Below are 18,710 nucleotides of genomic sequence, written 5' to 3'. Positions count from 1 at the left end.
CCCACACGTTAAACCGGCTGCACACCGGCAGGTTTGAAATCAGTGATTGTTAATTCAGCTCTTCCCAACTTTGTTACAGGTCCCCACTCAGCAGATATCCGTTTAATTTGGCTATCGTCTACCCACACGCCCGCGTGTGTCAGGCTGTCGAACAGCGCTTTGAAGAAATTATCCAGGTCGCGCTTTGCACGGTTCGGCGGGTACAGGATGACCGTGATCTGCACATCCTGCTGTAATGGCTGAGGGCGGCGGCGCAGCTGCTCATACACCGCACCAATAGCGTTTGACCGGTAGATTCTCCCGCGTTGGCTGATCTTTGCGCCCTTACCGGGTGAGCGCCAATAACCGTTCATGCTCGGTGGGAATGGCAGGATCAGTTGCATGTCTGGTACTCCGGCATCAGGAGGTGTTCCACCACTTCGCCGGTATCGACAAAGTAATAATCGCAATCGGTCAGGTGGTTTATCAGCATCACCTCGATTTCCCGATCGGTCATTTTGCTGAATATCTTCACCAGCTTTTTCGGTGGCCCGATGTAAACCGGCTCGACTTCAGCCAATTTCGCCGCCGCAAAGTTGTGGTGTCCGTCCATCAGGACCGTGTACTGAACACCACGAAGCACGACTGGATATACTGAAACGCGGAACATTTTGAAGCGAAGCGCTTTATCAACGACTTTCTTCCGATCGAGATAGCGCTGTGAACTAATTAATTTTCCCAGGATCATGCAGTCACCTCTCCCGCCTTGATCAGACTATTCAGCACAGCATCAGCATGTTCACGCGCGCTGTCGTAATCCGATGGGCAATGCTCGCCAGTCGCAGATGCGGCCACGAGGTAGCAGCGATAGGCATCAAGCCAGATTTTCTGGAACTCATTCATCAGCCATTACCTTTACAGAGTGAGCGATGCGCGCGGCGGCGGTGGTCAGGTGATCGGGATCGAGTTCAATACCGATGAAGCTGAAACCGTCGAGGATGGCGGCTTTACCGGTTGAGCCTGAGCCCATAAACGGATCCAGCACCGTCCCGCCAGCAGGAGTTATTAATCGGCACAGATAGCGCATCAGGTCGCAGGGTTTTACCGTTGGATGGTTGTTTCGAGCGCCAGCAGTTCGCCCAGCGCCAGCGCGCGGGTCATTGAGTCCAGCACTTCCCTCCACGCGGCCCCCGGTCATTTCAGATGCAGAGAACGGCACAAACCTTTCCATTCCTTCATCACGCTCTGTCTTCGTGACCTTCGCGCAGTAGAAGAATCGTGCGGCTGATTTGCTATTTTCCACTCGAGCGGCATGTTCGCGCGGGGCATTCATATCGCCATAACAAACGCGCGCTGGCCGAGTTTTTCCCGTAGTTTTCAGGTCGCCTTGCTGACCTTTAGCGTCAGGGAATGCGGCGATCACATCTTCACTGCCGTCATGAAGGACGTTTGCAGGCCAGCGCCCGAGCTGCTCTGGCTTCCATTCGTCGCAGTCTGGATCTTTACCATCTCGAACATGCGACAGAAGTGCTCCAGCGCCACCAGTTAGGGCCTCTTCAGTCGGAACTCGGGATAAATCGATGTTCAGCGCGCCGGTACCAAACTGTTCGACATTCGTCTCAACATTCCCGACCAGCGGTTTGCGTGCCATTACTATCGGTTCATGCGCGGGCTTAAGTGCGGTGCCCATCCCGGCGTTATCGCCCCGAAGGTTTTTAGACTTAGGGAATCCGCTGCCGTAAATCCACATCAGTTGATCGCGGATCTCAAAACCGGCATCTTCAATGTTCACAACGAGACGGTGATAGGTACGTGAGCCGCCGAACGCCAGAAGGTGGCCGCCAGGCTTAAGCACGCGCAGACACTCGGCCCACTGTTTAACCGTCGGAACCTGATAATCCCACTTGTGACTCATGAAGTTCAGGCCGTACGGGGGATCGGTGACAATGGAATCGACGCTGTTATCCGCCACGCCACGCAGGACATCTTCGCAACGGCCAACATTCAGCTGATAGCTCATGCCTGTCCCCTTCCCTGACGTACTGCCCACAAATTACGCTCAAACTCAGCATTGATTTCAGCCGGGGTTTTCACTGCCTCGGATGCCGCGACGAGTCGATATTTACGCGGCGATTTTTCGGTCATGGTGATTGTGATTTCTGGGCGGCGGCGCAGCGCGTTGAGGGCGCCATGAACTGCCGTAGGGTGCGGAGTCGAACCGGTGTTAGCCACGATAACGGCCTCGATTTCAGCGGCGGTGCGCGCGGTGTTGTCGCTCTCCAGCACTTCAAGAACTAATTCTGGATATGATTTCATGCTGCTTTCACTCCCTGCTGGCGCTGGGCGCAGTCTTTCCAAATCTTGGCCCATGTGGTGATGGCGAAATCACTGCGCATGCTGCGGACGCTGGCCTTGCTGGCTTCGGTGCAGACCAGTTTTTCCAACTCGCTCGGGGCTTTGGTTGCCGCTACACCACTGATGAACCGGCGGTATGCCGCATCCCGCTCGGCTGCATCAACTGCAACGTCACCTTCCCGCTCCCACTTCCCGTTTTTGCGCGCTGGACGGCCTGCACGACTCCAGGCGTTAGCGCCTTCGAGGTAGCCAGGGAACTTTGAAGGCTGGAACAGCGTGGACGGTCGCAGGTACTCGGCCATTTCCAGATCGCCGCCCCATTTGGCATGCATGTAATCAACCGTCAGCTGATGTTCTTCAGTGGTGAAGCCTTCACGCAGTCTGGCGCGGATGTTATCCAATGAGGATTTGCTGACCTGATAGCGGGAGCCGGTGATCTGGTTCAAGTAGTTCAGAACCTGTTTAGCCTGATCAGTAATTTCGACTTCGGCGTCGGTCTGCGCAGCAGGCTGACAAGAGGTTTTATTATCTGATGGATCTTGTTTTGAATTTACTAACGGATCCCCTCCAGATACTGGACGGTCAAAACCGCTTTTATTCACGTTTTCTGGACGTTCAGAATCTTGATCTCCTCCCTGAAAACAGTGCCAGCCTAAACTAAAGTATCCGGTCTTTCTTTCATCTCACTGAGAGGCATATCAACCATGAAAAAGACCCGTTATACTGAAGAACAGATAGCATTCGCCCTTAAACAGGCCGAAACAGGCACTCGGGTGGAGGAAGTGTGCAGAAAGATGGGTATTTCTGAAGCCACTTTTTATAACTGGAAGAAAAAATTTGGCGGTATGGGCGTAACAGAACTGCGCCGTTTGCGGCAGCTTGAGGACGAAAACCAACGGCTTAAGCGTCTGGTGGCGGACCTCAGTCTGGATAAGGAAATGCTCCAGGATGTCATTCGAAAAAAGTTCTGAGGCCCATTCAGAAGCGTGAAGCGGTGACTTACCTGCTGGACGCCTTTCGTATCGGGCTGCGTCGTGGTTGCCGTTTAATGATGCAGAGTCGCACGGTATACCTCTATCGCAGTTGTCGTGATGACAGGGCCCTGACTCACCGGATAAGAGAAATTGCGGAGACACGGATCCGCTATGGTTGCCCGCGCATTCATATTCTTTTGCGCAGGGAAGGCTGGTTAGTCAACCACAAGAAAACCCACCGAATTTACTGTCAGGAAGGACTGAATCTGCGAGCAAAACGCCCACTCAGGCATGTTACAGCCAGGCACCGACACGCCCGTCCAGAAGTGACCGCATTAGATCAGTGCTGGAGCATGGATTTTGTTGCTGATAATCTGTTCAACGGGCGTCGGATACGTGCCCTAACTGTAGTGGATAATTTTAGTCGTGAATGCCTGGCGATCGAAGTTGGTCAGGGGCTGCGCGGAGAGGATGTGGTGGCTGTTATGGAGCGCCTGAAACAAATGCAGCACCGTATACCACACCGGTTGCAGACGGATAATGGCAGCGAATTTATCTCTAAAGCGCTTGACCGTTGGGCATACGAAAATAAGGTGACAATGGACTTCTCACGGCCCGGCAGACCGACAGATAATGCTCTGGTCGAGTCATTCAACGGGAGCCTGCGCGATGAGTGTTTGAATGTGCACTGGTTCCTGTCACTGGAAGATGCTCAGGAGAAGATCGAGCACTGGCGGCAGGAATATAACCAGTACCGGCCACATTCCTCATTAAATAACCAGACTCCGGAAGAATTTGTCCGAAGCCTGCAAACAGACCCGGATCTCTGATTTATCCTGGCATCAATATTGGGAAGGGATCAACAGACCCGGATCTCTGATTTATCCTGGCATCAATATTGGGAAGGGATCAATCTGAATATTCAGAATTGGAACGTTCAGGATCTGAATGTTCAGAAACTGGACTATCAGAATAGAAACCCGTAGCTGCTTCGCGGAGTTTCTTAACGTTCAGGTAATACAGGTTGGTTTTATTGCGGTTGCCCTTGCGGCGCTCTTCACGGGATAACCAGCCATCTTTCTGCAACTGAGTGATAGCCGTAATGACCGTACTGCGGCCAGCACCGATCTGGCGGGATATCGTCTCAATGCCCGGATAGCACGTGCCTTCATCGCTGGAGAAATCAGCCAGACGCAGCATTACCAGCAATTGGGTACCTTTCACGCCAGCCTGAGCCAGCCCGTCCCAGACGTATGCGGATAACTTAACGCTCATAAGACCCTCGTGAATTTTCGCCGGAATTGTTCAGTTGGCTGCGCGCATTCATGCGGATAACCGGCGCGCATGAAGATGACGCGATCCCCCGCTCGGTCGAAGCCCACGACGTGTACCACAACGCCCCGCCAATCCTTGTAATGCCGGTCCAGCTTTTGGATTTCTTCAGACATGCGCTCACCTTCCGGCTGTGCTCACAGACGTAACCTACCCACCAAGCCGCGAACTGGTAGTTGCACGGGATCCAGCGGTTGCCTATCATCACTTCGTACGAAAGAGAGCCAGCGGTACCGCCAGTCGCTATACAGCGGATTTGCGGAACTCCGGCTTTTATGAGTAAACTGTTCATGCGTTAATTACTCCACACACGTTTTTAATGCGCCCGACGCCTGGAGCTGCACACTCTGGGCGTCAACCTTTTCATGCAAAGCCACTACTGACTTCACATACTCATCGCGGGCAGCTAAATGCTTATGATGAAGCGACATAATTTCTGTCTTCTCGCTTTCATCAATTACCCCGTCGTCTGCTATCGAAATATTTATCTGCTGATCAACCTTCCCGCTCTTAGCCGCAACCTTTACCCCCTTGATGAACAGATCAACGTGGTCCAGTTCGTCACGATGTGGGATTTCAACGAAAAAGCCGCCGCGGCGCTGAGCGAAGTAGTCCGCCAGGTGATTGGCACCGCTGATGTCCTCCATCGCTTCAAGCTCTGCAACTTCGAAGAAGCGACAGCCATTCTTTTCGTACAGGTTGTTGTTGAATTGCGTTTCAGTCATGCCCAAAGCGCCAGCCATTGCAGAGCGCCCGCCGGGGTATGCTTTACACATCGCTTTTACTGTTGATTTCAGGTCTACCATTTCGCTTTTCCTTCGGTAGTTATGGCGCTGCGATTTCTGGTTTAACATCCCCATAAATGTCAGGTCGCAATTGACTCTTGGTAACAACACCGGCGGTTTCTTCTTCAAGGCGTTGAGCGAGAGAAAATCCCGCTTTTTTGTAACCGTTGAAGACCAATCTCAAATAACCACTGCTACTGCCGACTTTCTTAGCCAGAGCGTTTTGCTCTGGTTTTGTTAAAGCATCCCAATAGTTTTTAATCATATGTACCTCCGGGATACATTATGCACTATTTAAATGAACCCGCAAGATACTTGTACCCTATAGGTACACGCAGTTTAATGAGTGTATGAAGACAAACGATGAAATACGGCGTGATAACGCCAGAAAGCTCAGGGACAGCGCTGGGGGGAATTCTTCCTTTGCGGGGATAATTGAGCGAGAGCCAACACAGGTCAGCCGAGTGATCGGAAAGAATCCCACGAAGAAAATCGGGGATGATTTGGCACGTCACATTGAAAAGTGCTTTGATTTACCAGATGGTTGGTTAGATAAGGAACATCAGGCTACGAATATAATTTCAGCTCCAGATGTCACTGATACCAATCTTACCATTCAGATGGTTCCTGTGATTTCTTGGGTTCAGGCAGGTGCTTGGACTGAAATTGGTTATTCCGAGGTCGATTTGAGTTTATCCGAAACATATCCCTGCCCGGTGCCGTGCGGCCCCATGACATATATCCTTCGCGTCATTGGCGATTCCATGATCGATGAATATCGACCAGGCGATATGATTTTCATCGATCCGGAAGTAGCCCCAGTTCATGGGGATGATGTTATTGCCTTGCTTTTGGATTCTGGTGAGACAACCTTTAAAAGGCTGGTTGAGGATGGTAATCACAAATACCTAAAGGCCCTAAATAAGGGCTGGCCTGAACAATACATCAAAATTGATGGAAATTGTTCAATAATAGGAACTGTAGTTTTCTCTGGAAAACCAAGGCGTTATAGAGCCTAGAAATAATATATTCGCGAAACCTGCCTAGGCAGGTTTTTTTTCGCCTTGACAGTGTACCTTAGGGATACATAATGTACCCGTAAGGAACGCATTGTTACGAGCACTGCAGCTTATTGCGAGTCTGAGTAATTTTAACCTTGGCGGCTGGATTCAATATGGTGGAAGAGGTGGTCTGGCAGAGGCGGAACGAGGGCGATGTAGGGAGTGTCCCTGAATGTGACTACTGAGCTCACATCTACTGGGTGGTGGCAAATGGCACAGACGAGGGATGAAACCATCTCAGAGCTGGGATAATTGGAAGAGGCAATAAAACGTTCAGAAGTACATTTCTCACAAGAGAGTTTTATGTCAGGCATTTTTACAACTCGGGGGATAGGTGCGGGACTTAATTAAAATTATTAAGAATTTTCCTATTCAGGTTTTAGTGTAGCAGGTTTCTCGATTTTCGCCGGATTACCACAACGATAAGAGCACTGGTTGTTGAGCGTCTCACTAACAATCAACTTCTGAACCACAGAATCAGTGCTCTTAACGTTGTGGCAAGCATCAGGTGATGGCCGGGCCTATCCCGCCCGGTTGCGGTTTCGACTACCGCCGCCCGACCAGATCGACGTGGAACTCGATAATTGCTGTGTGTAGTTGTCTTTCGGCGGTGGCATGACTCTTCAACCTACCCAAGGGGGAGCGAAGATAATGTTCTGATCATGACCACCGCCAATTTTTTCACAACATTCATCATTTTTGTGCAGAAGAATGACCATCTCAAAACGTGTGGAGCAAACAATGAAATTAGCGACAATCAAAAATGCAATCGTCTATAAGGCTCACCTGCCAGACGCTGACCTGTTGGCCGGACACCTTAAAGAATTTCCGTTCTCTGAAATTGGTGATCTTCATATGGCGAGCGTTGGCTTTATCCCGAACCTGATCACCGCCGAGCTGGTAACGCCATTCCAGGGTGGCCTATCTCTTTCACTTCGCATCGATGAGAAAATCATTCCCGGCGCGGCAGTGAGAAAAGAGGTTCAGGATCGTGTGGCCACTATCGAGCTTGAAGTCGGCAAGAAATTAAAGCGCGCTGAAAAGCTGAATATCAAAGACATGGTGCTGGCGGACTTCTGCAAACAGGCATTCGTGAAAACCACCGTACTGAACGCGTTTTACAACACTGAGCACCACCTGCTGATCGTTGCCACCGGCAGCAAACATTATGCTGGCGTGCTGGTCAGTTACCTGGTCAAAGCTGTTGGATCTGTGAAAACTGAAACCATCCATATCAGCGACATCAAACACGGCCTGACAACCAAGCTTAAAACGTACCTGAATGGCGATGATCGTGCTTTCGACGGCTTCCAAGTTGGCGATTTCACCCAGCTTTCACGTAAGTTCGAGCAGAAAGAAGTAATCAAATATTCAGTGGATATCGACAATATCCGAGACGAACTTCGCGAAAACCTATTGAGTGGCTATATCGTCGACTCCATCAACCTGCGTTACGGCGATGTGAGTTTCCTGCTGACCGAAAACTTCCACTTCAAACGCGTGGATCTCCGCGAGCTGGCAGATAACGATGAAGACGACCTGCCGTACCGTTGGCGCCATGAGGCTTCAGTAGCGACGTTGCTGCTGACCAGCGTGATTAATACCCTGTGCGTTCTGTTGAGCTATAAGCCGCAGGAAAAAGAGATTAACCCTCAGTAATACTGTCGCCCTGATCACCGGGCCTTATTTAAACCTGAATCTGAAATTTAATTGCCATCACTGGCAAGGGATTCGCTCACGCCGAAATCAGCAGAGGGGTATTTCATGAAAACTGATATCGCCTTTTTTCTGGCTCTCGGCGTGGTTATGGCAATCACTTATTTAGGAATGCAGCCATGAAAAATAAATCAATTCATGCCCGTTTTATTCGCCGATGGGCAGTTCGCTTCAAGCCTTTCTGCGATTCGAAATTGTCACCAGTTTGGCGCAAGCACCACCTTAAAGGTTACATCCGCGAAACAGCGTTAGTCAGCGCCGAAAGCTGGTTGTACTCAATGGCTGAGGAAATTGCGATCGAAGAGTGGAAGGGTATGGTTAAAGAATATTGGACTTCTGAGTTTTATGATTGGTACGAGCCGCAGAGACACCACTTTTTATCCCGTGCTTTGGTCGCAGGCCGAGCGCTTTCTGTCGATGTGGTTGATGAATGCATCGATGAAGAAATCTCTTGTTGGAATGACTAACCATGAAAGTGTACATCGCCGGGCCGATGACCGGCCTACCGCAATTCAACCGCCCTGCTTTCCACCAGGCTGCGCTGAATCTGTCATTCGAACATCACGTCCCGCTGAATCCGGCGATCCTGCCGGACGGCCTGACCGAAGCTGATTACATGGCCGTCGGCATTACGATGCTGCAGCGTGCAGATGCAATCTTTCTGCTGACCAGCTGGCAGTTCAGCGCAGGCGCCAGAGCTGAGCATGCGCTGGCTTTGAAGTTGGGTCTGGAAATAATAGAACAGAGGGCTGTCAATCATGGCTGACCGTTTCTATATGGCATGCCTGCGCGACACCGTCGGCAGCAACATGTCATTCCATTGCCGCAACGGGCAGGGTTATGCCTCTGATATCAACAAAGCCCACGTTTACACACTGGAAGAAGCTCAAAACAGTTGGAATCGTGGCCGCGATATCGACCTGCCTGTTTCAGCTGATGCAATCGACGCCGCTGCTGTTTGGCATGTTGATCATCAGCATATTCCGGGGGAAAGCGTTCTCGAAGAAGGTTGCGAACGTTACGTGGCTTTCGTGAAAGGCAGGTGGAACGGGAATGATGTTTATTGGTTGTCTGATCTACTGCCTACCGATGATTTCAGCAAGGCCAGAATTTTTGCTGAATCGCCTGACACTACCCATAGCAATCTGGTCTGGTTACCGTTCACTACTGCTGACGCAGTGAAGCGCAGGACGTTCAACATCAACCTGCTCAACCGCCGAACCATGATTCAAGGTGCGGGCCTGCGCCAGCCTGACTGGTTTAAACGTCAGAAGCGCCGCAAATCATCAGGAAAGACCCGCTGGAACTGCCCATGCTGCGGAAAAATCAGCTGGCAGGAAAACCCTTACGACTTTGAAGGCTGCCGGGACTGGGCATGCGAGGGACACAGATAATGACTAATACAGATAAACCAAGCATCGCCAGCGGCGATAAATTGACGCCTGAAACTTTCGCTGATTTCGTCCAGCGCCTGAAATATCACTGTGCGGGTGAAGGGGTTAGCGACCATTGCACTGCTGATGCAATTTTCATTGTTGAGAGAAAGCGCCTTATCACCGGCATCGACCTGGATTATGCGCCAGAAAAAGTTATTTGCCTCGATGACCACCAGTGGTTCTCCCCGAAAGAGTACTGGGACGACTGCGACCGCGGGCAAAAGGCAGTACTTAATAAGGCTGCTCAGGATTGGTGTGAGAAGAAGTTCTTGCACGCAGACGAAGATGATCAGTGGTACGTCTTGGGCGAGCTGGAAGACCACACGCTTACCGGTTACAGCGAAGAATGGGAATACGTTAACAGCCATTTCACTCGCGAAGGTGCAGAGGCTTTCATTAAGCGCAAAAAGCACGACTATCCCAAAGGGCTGCGGATTTATGTGGACGCGAATATCTACTGCTGGGAGTTCAATGCCATCAAAGAAGCTCTGATGGATGGCCGCCTGGTACTGAAGGAGTCCCTATGACTGAGGCAACCAGCAAGCCAATCCTCGATATGTGCTGCGGATCCCGCATGTTCTGGCTCGATAAGCAGGATGCCAGCGTCACCTGCGATTACGAAGACGAGGATCCAGTACATGAACGCTATGCTCTGGGCGAAGAACGCCGTAAGGAATCCGTATGACTGACAAAACTGATATTGCAGCGCTACGTGAAGCGGCGCTTAAAGCAACTCCAGGCAATTGGAAGTTGGGGATCGGCAGCACCTATGCGTATGTGCAAGCCACGATTGACATGAAGCTTGGTGGAAGATCCTGGGTAAAACTATGTCACGTCGGCCGGGCAGGATGGCGTAATCAGCAAAGCACTATTGATGATGCACGGTTTATTGCGCTGGCAAACCCTGCAACCATTCTCGCCCTACTCGACCAGCTCGAAGCAGAACGCCAGACGAGAGAAGCTTTTGAGTCTGCTGCATTCGCCATGCGGGACGAAATGCGCCAGCAGCGGAAGCGCGCAGAGAAAGCAGAGCTTGAACTGATAAAGCCGTTACCTATCGGTGAGCTTATTCAGAGACTCGAGGGGCAAACATATGAAAAATGGTTCTCACAGTCTGATCTGAAAGGCGATCAGGTGCCGATGCCCATCGATGCTGACATCATCCGTGACGCTAACAGATATCGCTTTCTGCGCGATGAAGATTCCTGGGGTGAAGACAGCGACAGCTGGGACGTCGAAACAAGAACCGGCCTTATCAGTTCCGAAAATTTAATGGAATTGAGATTAGACCACTTTGATGCAGCCATTGATGCACGCATGGCAACGTCAGATATTCCATTCCTTAATCCAGTCACCACCCAGCAAAAGCCGGTCATCAGCAAAGAAAAACTCTGTGACTGGTTAGAAGATAATTTTGATATCGATGATAGCCAGTGCGACGCATTCGCTAATTGTTTTGCTCGTCACTGCAACTGCATCGTTAAGGAAGGTGAATAATGTCTGAATTTATAGCAACCAACGAACTTTTAGAGGTACTGAAGGAACGCGTATCCAACGCGGCTGTTGAAGCCGGTGATATGCGAATGTCGTTTATCGAAAAAGAAGTTTTTGGCTCACTTATCGATGAGGTCCTGGCGGCGCGGCGGGCGAAAGCGCCTGCTGTTACCCCTGACTCAGCGCCTTCATTTATTCTGGATTTAATGGCCCAGATCCGAGACGCAAAATCACCGGAGGAAGTCCGCGCCATTAGAGCAAAGGTATGTGCCGCTGATCTGGATGTGGCGGTGGACACGTTCGACAAGGCAATCGAAAAGCTTTCAAATCTTTAAGCCGGTGTGCAGCCGGCTATAACTAAACGTGTGGGGTGATTTATGGCGAGAACATTAACGTTAGATGCATGGGCTCAGGATGAATTCTCAGATCCAATACCAAGCAGGCCAACCCTGATGAAGTATGCAAAGAGCGGCATGATATCTCCACCACCCTTCAAAGCTGGGCGGTGCTGGCGTGTCGAAGCGTCAGCGCGCTTTATTGGCATGGCTGATAAGCCAGTGGTCAAGAAGGATGATAATCCGCGTTTAAAAAGGATTCTCGAAGATGGCTCGTCCACGTAAATATAACGTGAATATCCCCGGTCTTTCTTGCTATACCGACGCCAGAACCAAAAAGGTTTACTGGCGTTATAAACACCCTGTTACAGGTAAATTTCACGGTTTAGGCGATAGTGAGGAGGAAGCTCGTCAAATAGCGATCGAGGCAAATACTCGTCTTGCCGAACAGAAAATGAAGCACATGTTCACCATCAGGGAAAAAGTCAGTGCGAAATTTGGCATGTCTTTAACCGTCACCAGTTGGCTCGATCGTTATTTAAAGATACAGGTAGAGCGTGTTGCTGATGGCGAAATAAAAAAGCAAACACTGAAACACAAGTCGGGGCCGGTGGAAATTTTTAGACGTGAATGTGGCCACATGGAATTGAAGGCTGTAGGAGCAAAAGACATAGCGGCGATCATCGATCAGCACAAAGAAAAAGGTCATAGACGAATGGCGCAAGTCGTCCGCTCGGTTTTGATGGACGTCTATAAAGAAGCGCAGCACGCAGGGGAAGTAGATCCGGGATATAACCCGGCGGCGGCCACCAGGCAAACTAAGAATTCAGTACAACGAGAACGTCTAAATTTTGAAGAATGGAAAACCATTTACTCTGCCGCTCAACACGAACAAGTATATGTTCAAAACTCAATGTTACTTGCAATCGTGACCGGCCAAAGGCTTGGTGATCTGGCGAGGATGAAATTTACCGACGTTTGGGATGACCATCTGCATATAGAGCAAAGCAAAACCGGTATGAGGCTCGCCCTCCCTTTATCGCTTCAAAATGACCAGGTTGGAGTTACATTACGTGAGGTTATTAACCGCTGTCGCGACTTGGTAATTAGCCCTTATTTACTGCATATACACCATGCTAAAGGAAAAGCTAAAAGAGGTGGTGCGGTTTCAACAGCATCAATTACAAAGTCATTCGCAAAAGTTCGCGATAATAGCGGCCTGACCTGGTCAGAAGGATCACCACCATCGTTTCATGAGCAACGCTCATTATCAGAACGCCTATATCGCGCACAGGGCATCGATACACAAAAGTTACTGGGTCACAAAAACCAGAAAATGACTGATTTGTACAATGATGACAGAGGGAAGGAATGGGTTACCCTGGCTATTTAATCTGTCCGAATTTTGAACGGTATTGCAGAAGAGTTTTGCAGGGGTTTTGCAGGAGCTCGAAGTTCAGGTTTTAAAAAGCGGCAAAGACTCTTTACTTTGCCGCGTATATACAATCACTTACCATGCTTTATTTATCGAGCGTCACTCTTGCCAAATCTCTTTTCCATGTGCTGAACGAGCAGCGAGAGCAGGAAAGTCAGCACCCAGTACACCAGTGAAATCGTCAGGTAGGGTTCCCAGTAGGTGGCGTAAGCGCCCGAAACGGTACGCGCGGCGTAGGCCAGATCGGCCAGACCGATTGCCGAAGCCAGCGAGGAATCTTTCACGATCGCGATGGCGTTGTTGCCCAGCGGCGGCAAAATGCGGCGGAACGCCTGCGGCAAAATCACTTTGCGCATCGTCTTGCCCCAGCCCATGCCCAGCGCGCGCGAGGCTTCCATTTGCCCGCTGTCGATCGACTGAATACCTGCGCGGAAAATTTCCGACACGTAAGCGCCGGCGTTCAGGGTGATTGCCACCACGCAAGATAAAAATGCGCCGTAGTCAGAGCGCAGCATACGGGCGAAATCCGAAGACATCAGGCCGTTGGCGACGAGAATGCCGTCGCGCGGATTGATAAACAGCGGCACCAACGCGAAGTGGACCACCATAATCTGCACAAACAAGGGGGTGCCGCGAAAGGCGCTGACATAAACGCGCACCGGCCATTGCACGGCAAAACGCAGAATATGTTTCCACGGGCCATCGTCGGCGCGCGCCATACGACCCAGGCCGAGCAGCAGCCCCCACGACGTTCCTAAAATCACGCAAATGATGGTGCACTGAATGGTCATGATCGCGCCCTGCACAAACAGCGGCGCATATTCTGAGATTATCTCCCAGCGAAATCCGGTCATACCTGTCCTTGTTCAGGGGCTTTATAGCCCCTTGTCATGATGATTATTGCGCTGGAAGCGTGGGAACGTTGTTATCGAACCATGTTGCGTAGATTTTTGCATAGGTACCGTCAGCCACGATTTTCTTCAGACCGGCGTTGATTTTGCCCAGCAGTTCGGTGTTGTCTTTCGCGACCGCGATCCCGAAGTACTGACGCTCGAACTTGCTGTCCGGCACCAGTTTCAGGGCTTTCTCAGGATGGGATTTGATGTAGTACTTCACCACCCCAACGTCGCCGACTGCCGCGCCGATGCCGTCTTCCGCCAGCTCCTGCAACATCAGCGGTGTGTTATCAAAACGTTTGATGTCGGTGCTGTTTTTGCCCAGCGTGTCGGAGACGACGATGTCGCCGGTGCTGGAGTTCACCACGCCAACTTTCTGGCCTTTCAGCGCTGCCACGGAATCCACGGTAGACGCTTCAGGTACCACGATGGACTGCTCAGCCGGGAAATACGGCGCGGAGAAATCGACCATCGCTTTACGCTTGTCGGTAATGGTGATGCCGGAAATGATGATGTCGCGATCACCGGAATTCAGCGTCGCAAAGATGCCTTCCCACGGCGTATTGACCAGTTTGATGTCAAAATTTTCCGCTTTAGCAATGGCCTTGATAATGTCGATATCAAAACCTTCCAGCTGTTTCTGGCTGTTTTCGTATTCGAAAGGGCGGTAAGTGCCGCCGGAGCCGACCACATAAGTGGTTTGCGCCGCGAAGGCGGATGTGATTAAAGACGAAAGCAGACACCCGGTGAGGATTAAGGACTTAAGCATGGTCACTCCTGTGTGATTGTGTTTTTATGCATATAATTTGCATAAAAATACACAAATTGACGAAGCGCTTCAACTTAAAGTTGTGTGGCGTGTTACAGGCTGCAAAGAAGATTGTTCCGAGTTCCCCACCGCTGCATTCATCTCGCAGGCCAGATCGGGTATATTGGTACGCAGATCACAAAAATCCCTCAAAGGAAGATACCGAACTATGCGTTATCGTTTTACCCTTGCTGCCGTTGCAGCCGTTTTTGCACTGACAGGATGTGCAAAACCGAAAACCGCAGACCAGGCACCGGCTTTCGATTTCGGTTCGACGCGCGTGACCGTAACGCATATCCCGACGAAAACCGATGATGGCACCAAACTCTACGTGACCGTTGATGGCAAAGATGCCGGCGCGTTGGGAATCGGCGAAAGCCTCGAAGTGCGTGTGCCGGAAGGCTCGCATAAAGTGGGTGGCTATGCCCGTTCACTGATTGGCCGCGTGACGATTTCACCTGTTGACGTCACCACCTCGAACGATGCCATCAGCCACGTGACTTATTCGGTGGCGGATCTCAAACCGACGTTCCTGGTTCGCGCGCAAACCCCAATCCCGAAACCTAAGGCAGAAAGCATCCCGCTCGACCCGATCCCTACCCTGCCGAAGATTGAAATGGAAACCCCGGCAGCGGACGGGCAGACACAAGCTGAAACGCCTGTGGCAACTGACGCGACTCAGCCGACGCAGGCAGCAACACCTGCGACGCCGGTTACCACGCAGCAGGCACAAACCGCAGCACCCGTGACGACTCCGCCGACGCAGACTGAAACATCGGCGACACCAAAAGTCACTGAAGTGACGCCGACCACTCAGTCGCAGACCACGCAAACATCGCAAGAGTCTAAAACACCGGAAGTCACTGACCTGACGCAGGCTCCGCAGGCGTAGTTCTCGATATCCTCACCGCGGGTTCACAACGAACCCGCGGTAATATTCCTCAAAACTTCACCACCGCTCCAAGCTCAATCACCCTGTTCGGCGGAATATGAAATTGCTCGGGCGCACGTAGCGAGTTGCGTTGTAACACCTGGAACAGCTTGCCACGGGCTTTTAAATACCACGGACGCGGTTCGCCGAGTGTGAAGGTATCGCGCGACATAAAGAATGATGTCTCGTTCATCGTGCATTTCAGCCCTTCCAGCCCGCAGCGGTAAAGAATATCCTCAACGTTCGGTTTTTCGCGCCAGCCATAACTCGCTACCACGCGCCAGAAGGTGGGTGAGAGCTGCTCTATGGTCACTCGCCGGACGTTATGAACGTAGGGTACGTCCGTGGTGATCATGGTCAGCAGAATCACTCGTTCATGCAGAATCTTGTTGTGTTTTAGGTTGTGTAACAGCACCAGCGGGACTTCGTACAGACCCCGGGACATCACCACGGCGGTGCCGGGAACGCGTTTAGGCGGTGCTTTTTCAAGTGAGACAATAAGAGATTCCAGCGCTTCGGGATCCTGACGCAAACGGCGCAGCAGCCGCGAACGCTCAGTTTTCCACGTCAGCATAACCACCAGAATGGTCAGGCCGATCGCCACCGGCAGCCAGCCGCCGGAGAACAGTTTGGTCAGATTGGCGGCAAACAGCGGCACATCAATCAGCAACAACAGCGCCATCACCGCCCCTCCCAGCCAGGTTTTCCATCCCCAATTTTTCACCATGACAATGCCAATCAGCAAAGAGGTGATAACCATCGTACCGGTGACCACAATCCCATACGCCGACGCCAGATTGCTTGAGTGCTTAAAGCTGAGGATGGCGATCAGCACCGCGACGTACAGCAGCCAGTTGACCACTGGAATGTAGATCTGCCCGGATTCGACATCGGAGGTATAGATGATGCGCATCGGGGGTAAATAGCCTAAGCGCACGGCCTGACGGGTCAGGGAGAAAACGCCGGAAATGACCGCCTGAGAGGCAATCACGGTCGCCAGCGTTGCCAGTACCAGCAACGGGATCAGCGCCCAGCCGGGTGCGAGCAGGAAAAACGGGTTTTGAATGGCTTCGGGATGACTGAGCAGCAACGCGCCCTGACCGAAGTAGTTCATCACCAGCGCAGGGCCGACCAGCGCAAACCACGCGATGCGGATCGGTTTTTTACCAAAGTGCCCCATATCGGCGTACAGCGCCTCACCACCGGTGACCGACAGCACCACCATACCCAGCGCGAAGAATGACACGGTTTTGAATTCGACAAAGAAATGCACCGCCCAGTAAGGGTTCAGCGCCTGAAGCACATCCGGGTTACGCACAATACCGGCTATGCCCAGCACTCCCAGCGTGATAAACCACACCACCATGACCGGCGCGAAGATTTTTCCCACCGTGGCGGTGCCATTTTTCTGAATGAAAAACAGCAGCGTTAACACGGCGATGGAAGCGGGAATGATAAAGCGGTCGAAGGACGGTGCGATGAGCTCCAGACCTTCAATAGCGGAAAGCACCGAGATAGCGGGCGTGATGACGCCATCGCCGTAAAAGAAACTGCCACCGACCAGCCCGAGAAACATAATAACAGGCACCCAACGCGGACTCAGGTTACGCACGGCCAGCGACATCAGGGTGAGAATTCCCCCTTCACCGTCGTTATCTGCGCGCATGACGAAGATGATGTACTTGACTGAAACCACCAGCATCAGCAGCCAGAAAATGAGCGACAGAAATCCGAACAGAGAACTTTGGGTCAGGGTGATGCCCGCCTGTCCGGTCAGACATTCCCGCAGGGTATAGAGCGGGCTGGTCCCGATATCACCATAAACCACGCCGATGCAGGCACCTGTCGCACTGAGAAGTGACGACTTATTTTGTATTTGTTTCATGAGTCTTCGCCATGTTTTGGGACGACACTTGTCGTCCCACTCTGGCAGTATAGATGCTGTCGGGTATTTATCCCTTAAACAGCCCCATGAAGCTTTTCGCGATTATTTTACCGTGGCTCTCTCTATCAGGTCAGAGAGTATTATTGCACCACGCAGGCCACGCCTTCGTAGACGTCCCGGAAATTCGACGATACATGGCCATCACTGATGTACATATACTGGTAATGATTATCGCTAGACTCGTCAGCCGACCAGAAAACCACCCCGGAATGTTTCGCACCTTGTTTGGCAACATCCCCCCATTCCTGCCAGAGTGAATCTGTCGGTATGGTGCGACTCCCTTGAGTAGACAGTTGGTGGATTGAAGGCATGCTATACCCTTGACCTTCACACCATGTTTTCGCGTCATACCAATCCATGTTCCACGTTGCAAAAATAAAGAACAAGTCAGGATTAAAACGGATAGTGGTGCTGTATAGATTGTTGTCAGCGGTAAAGACGACATCGCCTTTTGATTTAAATGTCACCAGGCCCGTTGAAGAAACACTGGCAATATTTTCGTCACTGCTTTTCCACTCGACGTCAGCAGCAGGATTATCGGTTTCAAGCTGTACTTTCGCGCCATCCCAGCCGGTACGTAGCATGGTAGAGGCAGGAACGGTCCGGCTCTGATCTGTACCCGGTGCGACAATATAATCGGTAATTTTGAGCGTATGTGGATTCACCGGTGCATCGATAATATTATCACTGTCATCATAAGCACCGATCTTGCTGATATTGAGTAGTGTGTTTTCCCTTGGCGTCCCGGTGCTGGTTTTAGGCTGTAAACTCACCCCAATATTGCAGCCCATGTCCTCAGCTTTGATGGTGTAATTCTGGGTACCGGTAGCGATGACACGGCTGCCTTTTTCCGGATGATCACATGTCCATACTGTTGACGGCAAAGTGGCATCAATGTCCTCTTCACTGTCCACTAATAACCAGGCTAATTGCACCTCATCTCCCACATCGAGTTGATGAGCGGCGTCGTACTGACTCCTTTTACTGATATTTATTTTACCGGGTTCTTTATTGGCATTATTAATTACCGGGGCAGTACCATTAATTATTCCGGTTACCCCTGTCAGGGTATCCGCATAACAAACTGTACTTATCAGTACGGAAAGGAAGAAAAACGCTCCAGACTTTTTAATGAAACTGACCATGTTTAGGGCCCCTGGCTTTAAATCAGGACGGAAAACTGAGCGTGACTGCGCTCAGTTGTCTTCTTTACATCACCTGAAAGAGT

The 18,710-nt window shown here is 51.2% G+C and carries 26 protein-coding genes and 1 pseudogene; 13 read left to right on the top strand and 14 right to left on the bottom strand.

Translation table 11 applies throughout. The features are described 5' to 3' along the window. Positions 1-8: 8 nt before the first annotated feature. From I2123_RS24095 to I2123_RS24070, 6 genes are read right to left on the bottom strand one after another with little or no spacing between them, the layout of a single operon-like run. A complete protein-coding gene (locus tag I2123_RS24095; protein ID WP_213052695.1) occupies positions 9-383 on the bottom strand; it encodes a RusA family crossover junction endodeoxyribonuclease in 375 nt (124 codons plus the stop codon). Then, the gene (locus I2123_RS24090; protein ID WP_213052694.1) at positions 374-727 is read right to left on the bottom strand and encodes a chromosome partitioning protein ParB; all 354 of its coding nucleotides are present in this window, start codon (positions 725-727) and stop codon (positions 374-376) included. Before I2123_RS24090 ends, I2123_RS24095 begins: the two co-directional genes overlap by 10 nt. Beyond that, positions 724-882 carry a hypothetical protein gene (locus I2123_RS24085; RefSeq protein WP_213052693.1) on the bottom strand — a complete coding sequence of 53 codons (159 nt, stop codon included), beginning with the start codon at positions 880-882 and terminating at the stop codon, positions 724-726. The genes I2123_RS24090 and I2123_RS24085 overlap by 4 nt, the downstream gene beginning before the upstream one ends. Next, positions 875-1,999 carry a DNA-methyltransferase gene (locus I2123_RS24080; protein WP_213052692.1) on the bottom strand — a complete coding sequence of 375 codons (1,125 nt, stop codon included), beginning with the start codon at positions 1,997-1,999 and terminating at the stop codon, positions 875-877. Before I2123_RS24080 ends, I2123_RS24085 begins: the two co-directional genes overlap by 8 nt. Continuing rightward, positions 1,996-2,295, bottom strand: coding sequence for a hypothetical protein (locus tag I2123_RS24075; protein WP_213052691.1), 300 nt, complete (start codon positions 2,293-2,295; stop codon positions 1,996-1,998). Before I2123_RS24075 ends, I2123_RS24080 begins: the two co-directional genes overlap by 4 nt. Then, positions 2,292-2,780, bottom strand: a complete 489-nt coding sequence (locus I2123_RS24070; RefSeq protein ID WP_420834357.1) for a conserved phage C-terminal domain-containing protein — start codon at positions 2,778-2,780, stop codon at positions 2,292-2,294. Before I2123_RS24070 ends, I2123_RS24075 begins: the two co-directional genes overlap by 4 nt. A 258-nt stretch (positions 2,781-3,038) precedes the next feature. Between I2123_RS24070 and I2123_RS24065 the strand changes: the two genes are divergently transcribed. Next, positions 3,039-4,138, top strand: a protein-coding gene (locus tag I2123_RS24065) for an IS3 family transposase (protein WP_213051187.1) whose coding sequence is annotated in 2 segments (ribosomal slippage) — positions 3,039-3,300 and positions 3,300-4,138 — 1,101 coding nt in all. Because the reading frame shifts where the segments join, the coding sequence is not laid out codon by codon here. An 82-nt stretch (positions 4,139-4,220) separates the two neighbouring features. Here the strand turns inward: I2123_RS24065 and I2123_RS24060 are convergent. The 4 genes and pseudogenes from I2123_RS24060 to I2123_RS24045 form a co-directional block, all read right to left on the bottom strand. Further along, positions 4,221-4,583, bottom strand: a pseudogene (locus I2123_RS24060) (helix-turn-helix domain-containing protein); the annotation flags it as partial. Continuing rightward, on the bottom strand, positions 4,580-4,756 hold the full coding sequence (locus I2123_RS24055; RefSeq protein WP_136376636.1) for a DUF4222 domain-containing protein: 177 nt from the start codon (positions 4,754-4,756) through the stop codon (positions 4,580-4,582). The gene I2123_RS24055 and the pseudogene I2123_RS24060, both read right to left, overlap by 4 nt. 183 nt (positions 4,757-4,939) lie before the next feature. Continuing rightward, a complete protein-coding gene (locus I2123_RS24050) occupies positions 4,940-5,446 on the bottom strand; it encodes a YmfL family putative regulatory protein (RefSeq protein WP_213052689.1) in 507 nt (168 codons plus the stop codon). A gap of 19 nt (positions 5,447-5,465) precedes the next feature. Then, positions 5,466-5,687 carry a helix-turn-helix domain-containing protein gene (locus I2123_RS24045; RefSeq protein WP_056771847.1) on the bottom strand — a complete coding sequence of 74 codons (222 nt, stop codon included), beginning with the start codon at positions 5,685-5,687 and terminating at the stop codon, positions 5,466-5,468. 88 nt (positions 5,688-5,775) lie between these two features. Here I2123_RS24045 and I2123_RS24040 point away from each other — a divergent pair, with 88 nt between their 5' ends. The 11 genes from I2123_RS24040 to I2123_RS23990 all read left to right on the top strand — a co-directional run bounded on the left by I2123_RS24040 (position 5,776) and on the right by I2123_RS23990 (position 12,860). Continuing rightward, positions 5,776-6,444, top strand: a complete 669-nt coding sequence (locus I2123_RS24040; protein ID WP_056769616.1) for a LexA family protein — start codon at positions 5,776-5,778, stop codon at positions 6,442-6,444. A gap of 783 nt (positions 6,445-7,227) precedes the next feature. Further along, entirely contained in the window at positions 7,228-8,145 is a 918-nt protein-coding gene (gene rdgC, locus I2123_RS24035) for a recombination-associated protein RdgC (protein WP_213052688.1), read from the top strand. Between the two features lie 176 nt (positions 8,146-8,321). Beyond that, on the top strand, positions 8,322-8,669 hold the full coding sequence (locus tag I2123_RS24030; protein ID WP_213052687.1) for a hypothetical protein: 348 nt from the start codon (positions 8,322-8,324) through the stop codon (positions 8,667-8,669). Positions 8,670-8,671: 2 nt separating this feature from the next. Then, a complete protein-coding gene (locus I2123_RS24025) occupies positions 8,672-8,968 on the top strand; it encodes a DUF4406 domain-containing protein (protein ID WP_213052686.1) in 297 nt (98 codons plus the stop codon). Then, entirely contained in the window at positions 8,961-9,596 is a 636-nt protein-coding gene (locus I2123_RS24020; protein WP_213052685.1) for a hypothetical protein, read from the top strand. The genes I2123_RS24025 and I2123_RS24020 overlap by 8 nt, the downstream gene beginning before the upstream one ends. Beyond that, complete coding sequence (locus I2123_RS24015; RefSeq protein WP_213052684.1) at positions 9,596-10,165, top strand: hypothetical protein; 570 nt, start codon at positions 9,596-9,598, stop codon at positions 10,163-10,165. Before I2123_RS24020 ends, I2123_RS24015 begins: the two co-directional genes overlap by 1 nt. Continuing rightward, entirely contained in the window at positions 10,162-10,323 is a 162-nt protein-coding gene (locus tag I2123_RS25625) for a hypothetical protein (protein WP_244879939.1), read from the top strand. Before I2123_RS24015 ends, I2123_RS25625 begins: the two co-directional genes overlap by 4 nt. Then, positions 10,320-11,135 carry an ead/Ea22-like family protein gene (locus I2123_RS24005; protein WP_213052683.1) on the top strand — a complete coding sequence of 272 codons (816 nt, stop codon included), beginning with the start codon at positions 10,320-10,322 and terminating at the stop codon, positions 11,133-11,135. The genes I2123_RS25625 and I2123_RS24005 overlap by 4 nt, the downstream gene beginning before the upstream one ends. Continuing rightward, on the top strand, positions 11,135-11,467 hold the full coding sequence (locus I2123_RS24000; RefSeq protein ID WP_213052682.1) for a hypothetical protein: 333 nt from the start codon (positions 11,135-11,137) through the stop codon (positions 11,465-11,467). The genes I2123_RS24005 and I2123_RS24000 overlap by 1 nt, the downstream gene beginning before the upstream one ends. 42 nt (positions 11,468-11,509) lie before the next feature. Further along, positions 11,510-11,752, top strand: a complete 243-nt coding sequence (locus tag I2123_RS23995; protein ID WP_112166031.1) for an excisionase — start codon at positions 11,510-11,512, stop codon at positions 11,750-11,752. Next, entirely contained in the window at positions 11,736-12,860 is a 1,125-nt protein-coding gene (locus I2123_RS23990; RefSeq protein ID WP_213052681.1) for a phage integrase Arm DNA-binding domain-containing protein, read from the top strand. Before I2123_RS23995 ends, I2123_RS23990 begins: the two co-directional genes overlap by 17 nt. A gap of 131 nt (positions 12,861-12,991) precedes the next feature. Here I2123_RS23990 and I2123_RS23985 read toward each other — a convergent pair whose 3' ends face one another. After that, positions 12,992-13,756 (bottom strand): amino acid ABC transporter permease, encoded by a 765-nt coding sequence (locus I2123_RS23985; RefSeq protein WP_112166028.1) that lies wholly within the window; start codon positions 13,754-13,756, stop codon positions 12,992-12,994. Between the two features lie 43 nt (positions 13,757-13,799). After that, on the bottom strand, positions 13,800-14,567 hold the full coding sequence (locus I2123_RS23980; protein WP_112166026.1) for a basic amino acid ABC transporter substrate-binding protein: 768 nt from the start codon (positions 14,565-14,567) through the stop codon (positions 13,800-13,802). Positions 14,568-14,775: 208 nt separating this feature from the next. On the opposite strand from I2123_RS23980, the gene I2123_RS23975 reads away from it, so the two are divergent. Next, positions 14,776-15,498, top strand: a complete 723-nt coding sequence (locus I2123_RS23975) for a hypothetical protein (RefSeq protein ID WP_112166024.1) — start codon at positions 14,776-14,778, stop codon at positions 15,496-15,498. Between the two features lie 49 nt (positions 15,499-15,547). Here the strand turns inward: I2123_RS23975 and kup are convergent, their stop codons facing one another. Together kup and I2123_RS23965 are read right to left on the bottom strand one after the other, a co-directional pair. Further along, a complete protein-coding gene (kup, locus tag I2123_RS23970; protein ID WP_112166022.1) occupies positions 15,548-17,422 on the bottom strand; it encodes a low affinity potassium transporter Kup in 1,875 nt (624 codons plus the stop codon). Positions 17,423-17,562: 140 nt separating this feature from the next. Further along, on the bottom strand, positions 17,563-18,627 hold the full coding sequence (locus tag I2123_RS23965; protein ID WP_112166020.1) for an Ig-like domain-containing protein: 1,065 nt from the start codon (positions 18,625-18,627) through the stop codon (positions 17,563-17,565). Between the last annotated feature and the right edge of the window lie 83 nt (positions 18,628-18,710).

Origin of the sequence: Rahnella inusitata, assembly GCF_018288855.1 — a bacterium.
Lineage (GTDB): Bacteria > Pseudomonadota > Gammaproteobacteria > Enterobacterales > Enterobacteriaceae > Rahnella > Rahnella inusitata.
Note: the sequence above shows the minus strand (reverse complement) of the source record. Positions and strands in the feature narration are given on the sequence as shown.